The sequence below is a fragment of the Cupriavidus sp. SZY C1 genome (assembly GCF_032190535.1).
Lineage (GTDB): Bacteria > Pseudomonadota > Gammaproteobacteria > Burkholderiales > Burkholderiaceae > Cupriavidus > Cupriavidus pauculus_C.
Genome location: NZ_JAUANU010000004.1, coordinates 52,109 through 65,691, shown reverse-complemented (window position 1 = coordinate 65,691; position 13,583 = coordinate 52,109). Strand labels below are relative to the sequence as shown.

Annotated in this window: 13 protein-coding genes; 3 read left to right on the top strand and 10 right to left on the bottom strand. The window is 67.7% G+C overall.

The window, feature by feature from the left end; genetic code table 11:
• Positions 1–132 precede the first annotated feature (132 nt).
• Positions 133–525, top strand: coding sequence for a hypothetical protein (locus QTN24_RS08590; RefSeq protein WP_313836473.1), 393 nt, complete (start codon positions 133–135; stop codon positions 523–525).
• Positions 526–541: 16 nt separating this feature from the next.
• Here the strand turns inward: QTN24_RS08590 and QTN24_RS08585 are convergent, their stop codons facing one another.
• The 4 genes from QTN24_RS08585 to QTN24_RS08570 form a co-directional block, all read right to left on the bottom strand.
• Positions 542–2,065: a DHA2 family efflux MFS transporter permease subunit gene (locus tag QTN24_RS08585; RefSeq protein WP_409558993.1), complete on the bottom strand. Its 1,524-nt coding sequence runs from the start codon at positions 2,063–2,065 to the stop codon at positions 542–544.
• Positions 2,062–2,532, bottom strand: a complete 471-nt coding sequence (locus QTN24_RS08580) for an SRPBCC family protein (protein ID WP_124684100.1) — start codon at positions 2,530–2,532, stop codon at positions 2,062–2,064. Before QTN24_RS08580 ends, QTN24_RS08585 begins: the two co-directional genes overlap by 4 nt.
• A 162-nt stretch (positions 2,533–2,694) precedes the next feature.
• Complete coding sequence (gene aceB / locus QTN24_RS08575; RefSeq protein WP_124684099.1) at positions 2,695–4,278, bottom strand: malate synthase A; 1,584 nt, start codon at positions 4,276–4,278, stop codon at positions 2,695–2,697.
• 45 nt (positions 4,279–4,323) lie between these two features.
• The gene (locus tag QTN24_RS08570; protein WP_124684098.1) at positions 4,324–5,025 is read right to left on the bottom strand and encodes a haloacid dehalogenase type II; all 702 of its coding nucleotides are present in this window, start codon (positions 5,023–5,025) and stop codon (positions 4,324–4,326) included.
• 95 nt (positions 5,026–5,120) lie between these two features.
• Between QTN24_RS08570 and QTN24_RS08565 the strand changes: the two genes are divergently transcribed.
• Positions 5,121–6,149 (top strand): LysR substrate-binding domain-containing protein, encoded by a 1,029-nt coding sequence (locus QTN24_RS08565; protein WP_409558992.1) that lies wholly within the window; start codon positions 5,121–5,123, stop codon positions 6,147–6,149.
• Positions 6,150–6,290: 141 nt separating this feature from the next.
• A complete protein-coding gene (locus QTN24_RS08560; RefSeq protein WP_124684096.1) occupies positions 6,291–6,725 on the top strand; it encodes a universal stress protein in 435 nt (144 codons plus the stop codon).
• A 138-nt stretch (positions 6,726–6,863) separates the two neighbouring features.
• On the opposite strand, the gene aceA is transcribed toward QTN24_RS08560, so the two are convergent.
• The 6 genes from aceA to cysW form a co-directional block, all read right to left on the bottom strand.
• Complete coding sequence (aceA, locus tag QTN24_RS08555) at positions 6,864–8,159, bottom strand: isocitrate lyase (RefSeq protein ID WP_313836469.1); 1,296 nt, start codon at positions 8,157–8,159, stop codon at positions 6,864–6,866.
• 257 nt (positions 8,160–8,416) lie between these two features.
• Positions 8,417–9,256 carry a LytTR family DNA-binding domain-containing protein gene (locus QTN24_RS08550; protein WP_313836468.1) on the bottom strand — a complete coding sequence of 280 codons (840 nt, stop codon included), beginning with the start codon at positions 9,254–9,256 and terminating at the stop codon, positions 8,417–8,419.
• 6 nt (positions 9,257–9,262) lie between these two features.
• Complete coding sequence (locus tag QTN24_RS08545; protein ID WP_124684093.1) at positions 9,263–10,420, bottom strand: sensor histidine kinase; 1,158 nt, start codon at positions 10,418–10,420, stop codon at positions 9,263–9,265.
• A 236-nt stretch (positions 10,421–10,656) separates the two neighbouring features.
• On the bottom strand, positions 10,657–11,604 hold the full coding sequence (locus QTN24_RS08540) for a CysB family HTH-type transcriptional regulator (protein ID WP_124684092.1): 948 nt from the start codon (positions 11,602–11,604) through the stop codon (positions 10,657–10,659).
• On the bottom strand, positions 11,601–12,698 hold the full coding sequence (locus QTN24_RS08535; protein WP_124684091.1) for a sulfate/molybdate ABC transporter ATP-binding protein: 1,098 nt from the start codon (positions 12,696–12,698) through the stop codon (positions 11,601–11,603). Before QTN24_RS08535 ends, QTN24_RS08540 begins: the two co-directional genes overlap by 4 nt.
• Positions 12,695–13,582: a sulfate ABC transporter permease subunit CysW gene (gene cysW, locus QTN24_RS08530; RefSeq protein ID WP_124684090.1), complete on the bottom strand. Its 888-nt coding sequence runs from the start codon at positions 13,580–13,582 to the stop codon at positions 12,695–12,697. The genes QTN24_RS08535 and cysW overlap by 4 nt, the downstream gene beginning before the upstream one ends.
• Between the last annotated feature and the right edge of the window lies 1 nt (position 13,583).

The window sequence follows — 13,583 nt, the reverse complement described above, 5'->3', positions numbered from 1 at the left end:
GGCTCCCCTGCTCTTTCCTGCCGGCGCCCACTCCGGGCCCGGCGCGGCGGGCGCCGCCCACGCGGCGCTCAGCCCGCGGTCTTTCCTGCCGATAACCAGACTATCCGCAATGGTGTCGTACCCCAGGCAGACATGAAGACATTCCGAGTGCTGTTCACCGCCTGCGCGCTGGCGCTGCCCGCGGCGCTGACGGCCGCACCGCACGCCGCCCACCCCGCGCAGCCATCGGCCAGGACAGCCGCACCGGCCGCGCCGGCCTATGATCCGGTGCGCTACCGGTCGTGCACGGTCTACGCGGCCACGGCGCTGTCGGCGGCCGTGGACATGCGCACGCATGGCTACAGCGCCAAGCGGGCACTGTTCGAAGGCGGCAACCCGCCCTCCGCGCCGATGGTGGCGCTGACCGAATTCGCCGCGTCGGCCATCCAGGCCCGCCCGGCCGGCGGCCGCGACGCCGCCTCCACGCTCAGCGGCTTCCTGGCTGGCGTCTGCTACCAGCGCAACGAACTGCCGACGCTGCAGTAACGCCGCGCCAGGCGCCCTAGCCCGGCGGCGCCGGACGCGGCCGGATGCGCCACGCGGCCAGCATCGCCGTGGCGATCACCACCCCCACGGCCAGGAACGTCTCGTCGAACGCCCGGATCTGGGCCGCCTGCACCGCCTGCGCGGCCATCTGGCCGCTGGCGCCCAGCATCACGCCGTGCTCGGCCAGCCGCCATTCCAGCCCCACGCCGGCCAGGCTCACCCCAATCGCCCCGCCCAGCTGGCGCAGGAAGTTGATGCAGCTCGACCCTTGCGCGATCAGCGAGAAATCGACGCCGCGCATCGATCCGAGCGTCAGCGACGGCAGGATGCAGCCAAGCCCGATCCGCCCGATCACGGCATACAGCACGATCAGCAGGTACGGCGTGGCCATCGAGCCGGTGGCCATCAGCAGGAACGACCCCGCCAGCAGCGCCAGCCCGAACGACACCTGCTTGTGCGGCCGGATGCGGCTGGTCAGCCGGCCAGCCACGGCGATGGTCACGGCCAGCGCGATGCCGGCCGGCATCAGCACCAGCCCGGCCGCCGACGGCGTATAGGCCAGCGCCGTCTGCATGTAGACCGGCAGCAGGTACGTGGAGCCGAACAGCCCGGCGCCGTAGATGAACGCGACGATGGCGCCGGCCGCGAACTGGCGGTAGCTGTAGAGCCGCATGTTCATGAGCGGATCCGGCGCGCGCAGTTGCCAGGCCACGAACACGGCCAGCATGACCACGCCGAACAGCGCCAGGCCGATGCCCTCGCCGGCGTTGGCACGCATCGCCACCAGCCCGTTGAGCAGGCTGACGGTAGCCACGCCCACCAGCGCCAGCCCGCGCCAGTCCAGCGGCTTGCGCTCGCCGATCATCGCCGAATCCACGGCCATGTAGCGGCGCGCCATCCACCAGCCGGCCAGCGTCAGCGGCACTACGACAAAGAAGATCGAGCGCCAGCCGAACAGTTCGACCAGGAAGCCGCCCAGGCTGGGGCCGATGGCCGGCGCCAGCACCACGCCAAAGCCGAACAGCGACATCGCGCGGCCCTGCTCGCGCTCGTCGAACGCACGCAGGATGAAGATGTTGGGCAGCGGCTGCATGATGCCGGCGGCGATGCCCTCGGCCACGCGCATGGCCAGCATCACGCCGAACGTGGGCGAGAACCCGCCGACCAGCCCGCCGGTGCCCAGCAGCAGCAGCGTGCCGATGAACGTGCGCCGCAGCCCGTAGCGGTTGAGCAGCCACGGCGTCAGCAGCATCGACATCGTCATGGCGATCATGAAGCTGGCCGCCACCCACTGGGCGCGCTCCTGGCCCAGCACGAAATGGCGGCTCAGGTCGGGAATGGCCACGTTGACGATGGTCGACGAGACGATCGACGACATCGCGCCCAGCATCAGCGTGAGCAGGATCAGCCAGCGCAGGCGGTCGCCGTAGCGGTCGCGCAGCGCGGCGCGCGTGGGGCCGCCGGCCCTGGGCTCGGGCTTGTCTCCTCCCGGATCGTCCCCGCTGCCGGTACTTGCCGGCGCAGTGGATTCGCCGCTCACCCGAGCCGCCCGGTCGACGCGATCTCGCGGATCTTGCGCACGGTATCGAGGTCCGCCTCGTGATAGGCGGACTTGACGATCTCCGCGTAGCGGTCGTCGCCGCTGGCGTCCACGTTGGGCATCGTGGTCTCGTAGACAAAACGCACCAGCAGCGCCCCGGCCGCCGGCGTCTCGATGGTCATCGTCAGCGTGCCCCCGGCATGCTCGGCCGTGGCGGCCGTTTCATAGCGCACGGCGCGGCGCGGCACGTAGACCACGCGGTCGCTGATATGGGCCTGGCCGAAATGGAGCACCCGTTCGAGCCAGCCATCGCCCCGCGCGACGATCTCCGCGCGGTCCAGCCCCAGCACGAACAGCTCGGGCGACTCCGCCCGCAGCACCAGGCCCTGCCAGAGCTGGTCGGCCGTCAACGGCTCCAGCGTCGGGTTGCCTGGGTCATTGATTTCCACCAGGTGTTCGAAACGCAACTTTTTTCTCCCGTTCGTGATGGTCCGTATTATGGGGGTTCTGGAGAAACGGTGGTGTGTTGGGGGTGTTGAGCAAACCGTCGGCCGACCACGCCGCCACCCCCAAAAACAAAAAACCCCGCGACAACGCGCGGGGTTCTCGGCCAGGCAACTACCTCGGCCTCACACTTCCTCGTACAGCGGCAGCGTCAGGAATTCGGCGAAGTCTTCCGACGTCGACATCTGCTCGAAGATCTGCGCGGCGCGGTCGTAGGTGGCGCCGCCGCCGGCCACTTCCTTGACCTTGGCCAGTTCCTCGGGGATCAGCGCGCGGACCAGTTCGGCGGTGACCTTGCGGCCGTCCTCAAGCTTGCCCTTGGGCGAGCGGATCCATTGCCAGACCTGCGAGCGCGAGATCTCGGCCGTGGCGGCGTCTTCCATCAGGTTGTGGATCGGCACGCAGCCGTTGCCCGCCAGCCAGGCGCCCAGGTAGTGGATGCCGACGTTGATGTTCATGCGCAGGCCGTGCTCGGTGATAGGCGTTTCCGGCTGGAAGTTCAGCAGGTCGGCGCCCTTCACGTCCACGTCCGGACGCTGCTTGTCGAACTGGTTCGGCTTGTCGCCCAGCACCGCGACGAATTCCTTCATGGCCGGCTCGACCAGGCCCGGATGGGCCACCCAGCCGCCGTCGTAGCCGTCGGTGGCATCGCGGCGCTTGTCGCTGATGATGCCTTCCATGGCCACGGCGTTCTTCTCCGGATCGTTCTTGATCGGGATCAGGGCGCTCATGCCGCCGATGGCCGGCGCGCCGCGCTTGTGGCACGTCTTCAGCAGCAGCAGCGCATACGAGCGCATGAACGGCGCGGTCATCGTCACCTTGGCGCGGTCGGCCAGGCAGAAGTTCTTGTCGACCTTGAACTTCTTGATGCACGAGAAGATGTAGTCCCAGCGGCCGGCGTTCAGGCCCGCGCTGTGGTCGCGCAGTTCGTACAGGATTTCTTCCATCTCGAAGGCGGCCAGGATCGTCTCGATCAGCACCGTGGCCTTGATGGTGCCCTGCGGCAGGCCCACTTCGTTCTGGGCCATCACGAAGATGTCGTTCCAGAGGCGGGCTTCCAGATGGCTCTCCATCTTCGGCAGGTAGAAGAAGGGGCCGTCGCCGCGCGCGATCTGTTCCTTGGCGTTGTGGAACAGGAACAGCGCGAAGTCGAAGATGCCGCCCGAGACGCGCTTGCCGTCGATGGTGACGTGCTTCTCGTCCAGGTGCCAGCCGCGCGGACGCACCTGCAGCGTGGCGATCTTGTCGTTGAGCTTGTAGTGCTTGCCGTTGCTGTCCAGCGTCAGCGTGCGGCGCACGGCGGCCTTCAGGTTGACCTGGCCCTGCATCTGGTTGTGCCAGTTCGGGGTGTTCGAGTCCTCGAAGTCCGTCATGTAGCTGTCAGCGCCCGAGTTGAAGGCGTTGATCACCATCTTGGCCTCGACCGGGCCCGTGATTTCCACGCGGCGGCATTCCAGCGCCTTGGGCACCGGGGCTACCTTCCAGTCGCCCTCGCGGATGCTGCGCGTTTCCGGCAGGAAGTCGGGGATCTCGCCGGCGTCCAGCCGCCTGGCGCGTTCCACGCGGGCGGCCAGCAATTCCTGGCGGCGCGGCTCGAACGCGCGGTGCAGCTTGTCGACCAGGGCCAGGGCTTCCGGCGTGAGGATGTCTTCGTAGGCCGGCAGGATCTCGCCGGTAATCTTCATGCCCGCGGGCAGCGTGATAGCCATCAGTCTTCTCCTGTATGCGATGGTGTATTAAGGGGGGCCCGCCTGTCAGAGCGTCGCACCCGAGGCGGCGACGAAGGCAAGCAGGTCGTTCATGTCGTGCCCGGTGCCGGTGGGCGCCACGTCCAGGCGCTCCGCCGGATGGCCGGCACGGTTGATCCAGTAGGTGGTGTAGCCAAACCACGTGGCGCCGCAGGCGTCCCAGCCATTCGACGACACGAACAGCATCTCGGCCGCCGGCACGCCGAACGCCTTGGGCCCCAGCGCGTACGCGGCCGGCGCGGTCTTGTACTGCCGCACCGCATCGACCGACAGCACATGGTCGAACAGCCCCTGCATGCCGGCGCTCTTGACCGCGATGTCGAGCATCTCGGGGTTGCCGTTGGACAGGATGCCCAGCGGCAGGTTGGCGCGGCGCAGCCGCTTGAGCGCCGCCAGGTTTTCCGGGAACGCCGACAGGCAAGCGTATTCCTTGAGCAACTGGGCCTGCGCGGCGTCGTCGAGCCGCAGCGCCAGGCGCTCCGCCGCGTAGCGCAGCGCGTCGATCGTGATGTCCCAGAACGGCTTGTAGCGGGCGCCGTCCGGGGCGGCCAGCGAGCGCAGCCGGGTGTAGTCGATCTGGCGCTCGCGCCACAGCAGCGCCAGCGCCTCGCCCTTGCCCGGGAACAATTGCTCCGCCCGCGCCGTGACCGAATACACGTCGAACAGCGTGCCGTAGGCATCAAAAACGACCGCGCGGATTTTGTTCATCTGTCAAAACGCCAGGGACTGAATGGACCTGTACACGATTGAATGCATGGAATTCTAGTGACGCGCTGCAGTGCGGCAAAGAGGCACGCTGTCACTTGATCTTTTACTTTTGCACTACTAATCTTGGCCATCCTCCTCCGGACTTGTGTACAGCCGAGCGATCTTTCGTGGACCACTTCAAGCAACTTGAGACTTTTGTGTCGGTGGCGTCACGCGGCAGCCTGTCTGCCGCCGCAGCCGCCGAAGGCGTGGCGCCGGCGATCATCGGCCGCCGCATCGACGCCCTGGAAGAACGCCTGGGCGTGAAACTGCTGGTGCGCACCACGCGCAAGATCACGCTGACGTTCGAAGGCTCGGCCTTCCTGGAAGACTGCCAGCGCATCCTGAACGACCTCCACAACGCCGAGGCCAGCGTGTCGGCCGGCGGCGTCAAGGCCAGCGGCCACCTGCGCGTGACCGCCCCGGCCGGCTTTGGCCGCAAGCACGTGGCGCCGCTGGTGCCGCTGTTCATCGAATCCCATCCCGACGTCACGCTCACGCTCGATCTTTCGGACCGCGTGGTCGACCTCGTCAACGAGGGCTTCGACTGCGCGATCCGGCTGGGCGACCTGCCCGATTCGAGCCTGGTGTCGATCCGCCTGGCCGAAAACCGCCGCGTCGTGGTGGCCTCGCCCGAATACCTGGCCCGCGCCGGCACGCCGCAGTTGCCCGAGGACCTGTCGCGCCACAACTGCCTGGCCTTCGGCGCCAGCGCCAACGTGCAGCGCGGCTGGGTGTTCCAGCAGGACGGCCGCGCCGTCACGGTCAAGGTGGGCGGCACCATGGAATGCACCGACGGCGCCGTGCTGCACGCCTGGTGCCTGCAGGGCCATGGCCTGGCGTGGCGGTCCTGGTGGGAAGTCGGCCAGGAGATCGTCAGCGGCCGGCTCGTGACCGTGCTGGACGAGTTCCAGGCGCCGCCCATCGGCATCCACGCGGTCTTTCCCCAGCGCAAGCACCTGCCGCTGCGCGTGCGGCTGTTCATCGACCATCTCAAGAACACCTACGGCAACCCGGTCTACTGGCGCCGCGCCGAACAGGCGCCCAGCAGCGCGGTGGCCGAGGTCCATGCGGTCGTGGCCTAGCACGGCAGGCATCCTTTCCGATTGGTTGTCCATCGCACAATCTTGATATTTCGCAATGGCGCAGACTCCACACTGACTACAATCAAAAAGACAGGCGCCATGCTGGCCTGCCCCCGTCCCACTCGTGAAAGGAGGTCCGGTATGTTCAAGCACATCCTGTTGCCCACCGACGGTTCGGAGTTGTCCAAGAAGGCCATCGATGGCGGCCTGGAACTGGCCAAGGTCATCGGCGCGCGGGTCACCGCCTACGTCTGTCTGGAGGAATATCCGTACACGCCCTTCAGCGAGATCGTGGTCGAGGCGCCCCAGGCGTTCAAGGAACGCATCGAGAACCAGGCCCGGCTCTATCTGCAGGAAATCGAAACCGCGGCCGTCGCACAGGGCCTGCCGTTCGATGCCGACATGACCACCTTTGCCGTGCCCTACCTCGGCATCATCGATGCGGCGGAGCGCCACGGCTGCGACGTGATCTTCATGGCGTCGCACGGCCGGCGCGGCCTGTCGGGCCTGCTGCTCGGCAGCGAGACGCAGAAGGTGCTGACCCATACCGATATCCCGGTCATCGTCTACCGCTGATCCCACCCTTCTTTCCGCAGGCGCCGGTCCGGCCAGCGCCTCTGGAAAAAACCGCGCCGCAGGTTGTGCGGCGCGGGGCCAAACTGACGGCGCGATGGTCGCGCGCCGTCCCCGAATCGTTGTGCCGTCGCCGGCGCGCTACGCCACCTTCTTGTCGAAGAACTGTTCGTCCTCGGTCGATCCCTTGAGCGCGGTCGTCGACGACTGGCCGCCCTCGATGGCCTGCGTCACGGCGTCGAAGTAGCCGGTGCCCACCTCGCGCTGGTGCTTGACCGCGGTGAAGCCCTTCTCGGCCGCGGCGAATTCCGCTTCCTGCAGCTCCACGAACGCCGACATCTGGTTGCGGGCGTAGCCGTACGCCAGGTTGAACATCGAATAGTTCAGCGAGTGGAAGCCGGCCAGCGTGATGAACTGGAACTTGTAGCCCATGGCGCCCAGCTCGCGCTGGAACCGGGCGATGGTGGCGTCGTCCAGGTTCTTCTTCCAGTTGAACGACGGCGAGCAGTTGTACGCCAGCAGCTTGCCGGGGAACCTGGCGTGCACGGCCTCGGCAAACTTCTTCGCGAATTCCAGGTCCGGCTTGCCGGTTTCGCACCAGACCAGGTCAGCCACTTCGGCGTAGGCCAGCGCGCGGGCGATGGATTGCGCGATGCCGGGGCGGGTCCGGAAGAAGCCCTCCACGGTGCGCCCGCCGGTCAGGAAGGGCTGGTCCCGCTCGTCGACGTCGGACGTCAGCAGGTCGGCCGCCTCGGCGTCGGTCCGGGCGATTACCAGCGTCGGGGTGCCCGACACATCGGCAGCCAGCCGCGCGGCGGTCAGCTTGGCCACCGCTTCGCGGGTGGGCACCAGCACCTTGCCGCCCATGTGGCCACACTTCTTGACCGACGCCAGCTGGTCCTCGAAGTGCACGCCGGCCGCGCCGGCCTCGATCATCGACTTCATCAGCTCGAACGCGTTCAGCACGCCGCCAAAGCCGGCCTCGGCATCGGCCACGATCGGCGCGAAGAAGTCGGTATCGCCCTTGCCTTCGCTCCACTGGATCTGGTCGGCGCGCTGGAACGTGTTGTTGATGCGCTTGACGACCATCGGCACCGAGTTGGCCGGGTACAGCGACTGGTCGGGATACATCTCGCCGGCCAGGTTGGCGTCGCCCGCCACCTGCCAGCCCGACAGGTAGATGGCCTTCAGCCCGGCCTTGACCTGCTGCAGCGCCTGGTTGCCGGTCAGCGCGCCCAGCGTGTTGACGAACGGCTCGGTGTTCAGCAGATGCCAGAGCTTCTCGGCGCCGCGGCGGGCCAGCGTGTGCTCGATCTGGACGGAACCGCGCAGGCGTACCACGTCCTCGGCGCTGAAGTGGCGCTGCACGCCCTTCCAGCGCGGGTTGGTCTCCCAGTCCTGCTTCAGGGCATCGATCTGTTGTTGGCGGGTCGTCATGTTCACTCTCCTGCGTCTCAAGACATGTGTCTTATATAAGAGTGTAGAGAGCCTTCCCGCGATGCAACAAGCGATGTGCGGCGTGCACAACCAACTATTTATTCATCGTAAATCAACGAGTTATCGTCGACTTTTCACGATGCGGCACGGAATTTTTCACAGTGAGAAATGGGACCCCTACCCCGCGCGGGCGGATTTTTGCGCATCAAAACATCGTTCCGCATGATGAAATCTGTGCGGCTTTGACGATCCCGCGCTCACATCTGCTTGAACAGGTGCGCGTACTGCCTTGCCACGGGCAGCGATTCGGGCCGGTCGCGCAGTTTCAGCGATAGCCGGCCCAGCGACTGGTTCACCGCGCTGGCCACGCAGTCGATGTTCACGACGGTGCCGCGGTGGATCTGCCAGAAGCGGTCGGGGTCGAGCTGCTGGGTCAGTTCGCGCAGGCTGGTTCGGATCAGCGCCTCGCCGCCGGTGGACACCACGTTCACGTACTTGTCGGTGGCTTCCAGGTAAACCACCTCGTCCACGGGGATGATGCGCACCTCCTGCCCCACCAGCGCCTTGATGAAGCGCAGGTACTGGCCGCGCGCGGCGGCCTGGGGTTTGTCCAGCGACTCCAGCCGCGCCAGCAACTGCGCCAGCCGGTCCGTGTCGACCATGGTGCCGATATCGGTCGCCGCGGCGTCGTCCTGCGCGTCGTCGTCGATGTCCTCGGCCGCCTTGGCGCTCAGGCGCGCGCGCAGCCGTTCCACGGTGGCTTCCAGCCGCTCGTGCTGCACGGGCTTGAGCACGTAGTCGACGGCGGCGCGCTCGAACGCCTCCAGCGCGAACTGGTCGTAGGCGGTGACAAAGACCACCAGCGGCGGCCGGTCGAATTCGATCAGCTCGCGCGCCACGTCCATGCCGCTCATGCCGGGCATGCGGATATCCAGGAACGCGACGTCGGGCTGGTGTTCGCGCGCCGCGTCCAGCGCGGCCATGCCGTCGTGCACGACGGCGGCGATCGTGGCCTCGGGCCACAGCGTCTTCAGTTCGGATTCCAGCACGCGCGCAAGCAGCGCCTCATCGTCGGCGATCAACAGGGTGGGAGACATGGGGCGTCAGGTGCGGGAAACCGCCGGGGTCACGGGGGCATGGGGCGCGGGCCGCGCTTCGGGCGCGGGGCGCATCGGGGCGATGGTCGGCTCGGTGCTGCGCGTGAGCGGCAGCGTCAGCCGCACCACCACGCCGCGCGGCGCGTTTTCCTCCATCTGCATGGTGGCGGCGGCGCCAAAGATCCGCGCCAGCCGCTCGCGCACGTGGGTCAGGCCCAGGCCGGACCCGCTCTTGCCGCTCTGGCAGAAGCCCACGCCGGTGTCCGCGATCAGCACCTGCAGGCTGCCGCCCTCGCCTTCGCGGGCCGACAGCACGATCTTGCCGCCGCGCATGCAGGGCTCGATGCCGTGCGTCACGGCGTTCTCGACCAGCGGCTGGATCAGCATCGGCGGGATCTCGGCATCGGCCAGCGCCGGCGGCAGGTCGATCTCGTAGTCCAGCCGCGCGCCAAAGCGCATGCCCTGGATTTCCAGGTAGCTGCGCAGCAGCTCGAATTCCTGCGCCAGCGTGCAGTGCTCGGCGCGGGTGTGCGACAGCGACATCCGCAGGAAGCCGATCAGCCGCTGCAGCAACTGGCGCGCGGCGCGCGGGTCGGTGGCGATCAGGCCGTCCAGGTTGGCCAGCGAGTTGAACAGGAAGTGGGGCTCGATCTGCGCCTGCAGCGCCATCAACTGGGCGCGCACAAGCTGCTTTTCGGCTTCCTCGCGCTGCAGCGCGTCCAGCGCGGCCTGGCGCTCCAGGTAGGCCAGCTTCTCGCGCGACCAGTAGAAATAGATCATGCTGGCCGACGCCAGCATGCCGACGATCAGGCACATGCGCAGCATGTCGCCCGTGGCGGCGGGCGATTTCTCGGGCAGGTCCAGCAGTTCGCGCGTGCACCAGCTACCCAGCACCACGCCCAGCGGCACGGCCACCACGGCCAGGCACATGAACGGCCAGCGGCGCGGGCGGTCGTTCCACCAGATCAGCACGCGCGGAATGTCGATCAGCGTCCAGATGGACAGGCCGATCAACTGGCTGTAGACAAAGTTCTGGACCAGCGTGCCGCCGGTCTGGAAGCCGTAGTTGAGGCTGACCGCGATCACCGTGTTCATGCAGAGCACGAACAGCAGGTCACGCGCCAGAATGTTGAGCCGTGACGGCACCGCGCACGACATGCGCATATCTCTCTCCCTCCTTTCGCGTCTCACCGCCGCGTGCAGTTCTGTTGATGCACTGCGGCAAAGCGGGCACCCGGGGCTTCGGTGACGACCGGGTACCGCGATGATCGGCACTTTACGCCGGAGCGGGACGAGAGAAAAGCGCCGTGCGACGAACAGGTGCCGGACGGCGCGAGCGGTGTGGTGCCGCGACCGGCGCGCGTGGAACGCGCGTTTCAGCCGCGCCGGGGCAGACGGCCTCAGGCCGCCACGGCCAGCCGGCTGGATGCCTCGGCCAGCGCCGTGGACACCGTGTCGCGCGACAGGTGCGGCGCGAACATGTTGATGAACGCGTGGGCGTAGCCGCGCAGGTAGGCCCCGCGCCGCACGGCCACGCTGGTCGTGTTGGGCGAGAACAGGTGGTCGGCCGAAATGCGCACCAGCCCGGCGTCCTTGCGGTCGTCGTAGGCCATCGACGCGATGATGCCCACGCCCAGGTCCAGCTCGGCGTAGGTCTTGATCACGTCGGCGTCCATGGCCGTCAGCACGATCTCGGGCTGCAGCCCGGCATCGGCAAAGGCCCCGTCGATCTTGCGGCGGCCCGTGAAGCCGGCGTCGTACGTGATGATCGGGAAATTCGACAGGTCTTCCAGCGTCGGCTCGGGCAGCCGCGTCAGCGGGTGGTCCGGCGAGACCACGATCACGTGCTGCCAGCTATACGCCTCGAACGACGTCAGCCCGGCCTCGCTGGCCACGGCCTCGGTGGCGATGCCGATATCGGCCTGCCCCGTCAGCAGCAGCTCGACGATATGCGACGGCGACGCCTCCTGCAGCGCCAGCGTGACGTGCGGGTATTCGCGGCGGAAGCTCTGCACCACCTTGGGCAGCGCGTAGCGGGCCTGGGTGTGCGTGGTGGCCACGGTCAGCCGGCCGGTATGGCGGCCCGCGAACTCGTCGCCGGCCTGGCGCAGGTTCTCGGCTTCGAGCAGCAGGCGCTCGACGATCCGCACGATCTCGCGGCCCGGCTCGGTCAGCCCGGTCAAGCGCTTGCCATAGCGCTCGAAGATCTCGACGCCCAGCTCCTCTTCCAGCTCGCGGATCTGGCGCGACACGCCCGGCTGCGACGTGTACAGCGCGTTGGCCACCTCGGTCAGGTTGAACTGGCGGCGCACCGCCTCGCGGATCGACCGCAGTTGCTGGAAGTTCATCGTGCCACCCCTTCTGTCGTCGTTGCGCGGTTGAACACGCGGAGCTGGCGCGGCCGCACGGCCAGCAGCTCGCCTTCGCGGAAGCCCTGATGGCGGAAGCGTTCGAGCGGAAGTGCCACCTCGATCACATCCTGGTTGTCCTCGCGTTCGAGTTCGAGCTGGGCCACCGGGCCCAGCGTCAGCGCGCGGCGCAGCGTCACGGCGATGCCGTCGGTGCCCGGCGCGTAGCGTTCCAGTTCCAGGTCGTGCGGGCGGACGTAAGCCACCGCGTCGCCGGCCGTCTCGAAGCCGCTGCCCACCACGGGCAGCACGGCCTCACCGGTGTGCAGCAGGCCGCCGGTATCGCCCACTTCCAGCCGGCCGTGGAACAGGTTCACGTTGCCCAGGAAGCCGAACACGAACGGCGTGGCCGGATGGTTGTAGACCGCCTCGGGCGTGCCGTACTGCTCCACGCGGCCCCGGTTCATCAGCACCACCTGGTCGGCCACTTCCAGCGCCTCTTCCTGGTCATGCGTGACGAACACGCTGGTCACGTGCAGTTCGTCGTGCAGCCGGCGCAGCCAGCGGCGCAGTTCCTTGCGGACCTTGGCGTCCAGCGCGCCGAACGGTTCGTCCAGCAGCAGCACGCGCGGCTCCACGGCCAGCGCGCGGGCCAGCGCGATGCGCTGGCGCTGCCCGCCCGACAACTGCGACGGATAGCGGTCGCCCAGCCAGTCGAGCTGCACCAGTTCCAGCAGCGACTGCACCTTCTCGCGGATCTTCGCCTCCGACGGCCGCTCGGCGCGCGGCTTCACGCGCAGGCCGAAGGCGACGTTCTCGAACACGGTCATGTGCTTGAACAGCGCGTAGTGCTGGAACACGAAGCCGACGTTGCGCTGGCGCACGTGCTGCGTGGACGCATCCTGCCCGGCCAGCACCACCTGGCCCGCATCGGCGCGTTCCAGCCCGGCGATGATCCGCAGCAGCGTGGTCTTGCCGCAGCCCGACGGCCCCAGCAGCGCCGTCAGTTCCCCTTCGGCAAAGTCCAGCGTGACGTCGTCCAGCGCGACAAAGTCGCCAAAGCGCTTCTGTACGTTCCTGACCTGAATGCTCATGATGGCTGCCCTTCCGGTTGCAGTTCGCGGCTGGCACGGATTTCCACCAGCGTCTTGATGCCCAGCGTGACCAGCGCCAGCAGCGTCAGCAGCGACGCCACCGCAAACGCGGCCGCAAAGTTGTATTCGTTGTAGAGAATTTCCACGTGCAGCGGCATGGTGTTGGTCAGGCCGCGGATATGGCCCGATACCACCGACACGGCGCCGAATTCGCCCATCGCCCGCGCGTTGCAGAGGATCACGCCGTACAGCAGGCCCCAGCGGATGTTCGGCAGCGTCACGTGCCAGAACGTCTGCCAGCCAGACGCGCCCAGCACGATGGCCGCCTCTTCTTCCTCGCTGCCCTGCGACTGCATCAGCGGGATCAGCTCGCGCGCCACGAACGGGAACGTCACGAAGATCGTGGCCAGCACGATGCCGGGCACCGCGAACATGATCTTGATGTCGTGCGCCGCCAGCCACGGGCCGAACCAGCCCTGCGCGCCGAACATCAGCACGTAGATCAGGCCCGAGATCACCGGCGAGACCGAGAACGGCAGGTCGATCAGCGTGATCAGCAGGTTCTTGCCGCGGAAATCGAACTTGGCGATGGCCCACGCGGCCGCCACGCCGAACACCACGTTCAGCGGCACCGCGATGGCTGCCACGGTCAGCGTCAGCTTGATGGCCTCCACGGCGTCGGGCTCGGTCAGCGCGGACAGGTAGGTATCGGCGCCCTTGCGCAGCGCCTCGTAGAACACCGACGCCAGCGGCACGAACAGGAACAGCGCCAGGAACAGCACGGCCACCGTGATCAGCGTGTAGCGCACCCACGGCGATTCGCCGGTGGCCTCGTGCGGCGGGTGGGCCCCCGAGGCGCCCAGGCGGGAGACGGCTCCGGCCATG

Excerpts from the sequence above, each read along its gene's own strand:
- QTN24_RS08590 (WP_313836473.1), top strand. The coding sequence starts at position 133 with ATGAAGACATTCCGAGTGCTGTTCACCGCCTGCGCGCTGGCGCTGCCC.
- aceB (WP_124684099.1), bottom strand. The coding sequence starts at position 4,278 with ATGGCTATCACGCTGCCCGCGGGCATGAAGATTACCGGCGAGATCCTG.
- QTN24_RS08570 (WP_124684098.1), bottom strand. The coding sequence starts at position 5,025 with ATGAACAAAATCCGCGCGGTCGTTTTTGATGCCTACGGCACGCTGTTC.
- QTN24_RS08560 (WP_124684096.1), top strand. The coding sequence starts at position 6,291 with ATGTTCAAGCACATCCTGTTGCCCACCGACGGTTCGGAGTTGTCCAAG.
- aceA (WP_313836469.1), bottom strand. The coding sequence starts at position 8,159 with ATGACGACCCGCCAACAACAGATCGATGCCCTGAAGCAGGACTGGGAG.
- QTN24_RS08550 (WP_313836468.1), bottom strand. The coding sequence starts at position 9,256 with ATGTCTCCCACCCTGTTGATCGCCGACGATGAGGCGCTGCTTGCGCGC.
- QTN24_RS08545 (WP_124684093.1), bottom strand. The coding sequence starts at position 10,420 with ATGCGCATGTCGTGCGCGGTGCCGTCACGGCTCAACATTCTGGCGCGT.
- QTN24_RS08540 (WP_124684092.1), bottom strand. The coding sequence starts at position 11,604 with ATGAACTTCCAGCAACTGCGGTCGATCCGCGAGGCGGTGCGCCGCCAG.
- QTN24_RS08535 (WP_124684091.1), bottom strand. The coding sequence starts at position 12,698 with ATGAGCATTCAGGTCAGGAACGTACAGAAGCGCTTTGGCGACTTTGTC.
- cysW (WP_124684090.1), bottom strand. The coding sequence starts at position 13,582 with ATGGCCGGAGCCGTCTCCCGCCTGGGCGCCTCGGGGGCCCACCCGCCG.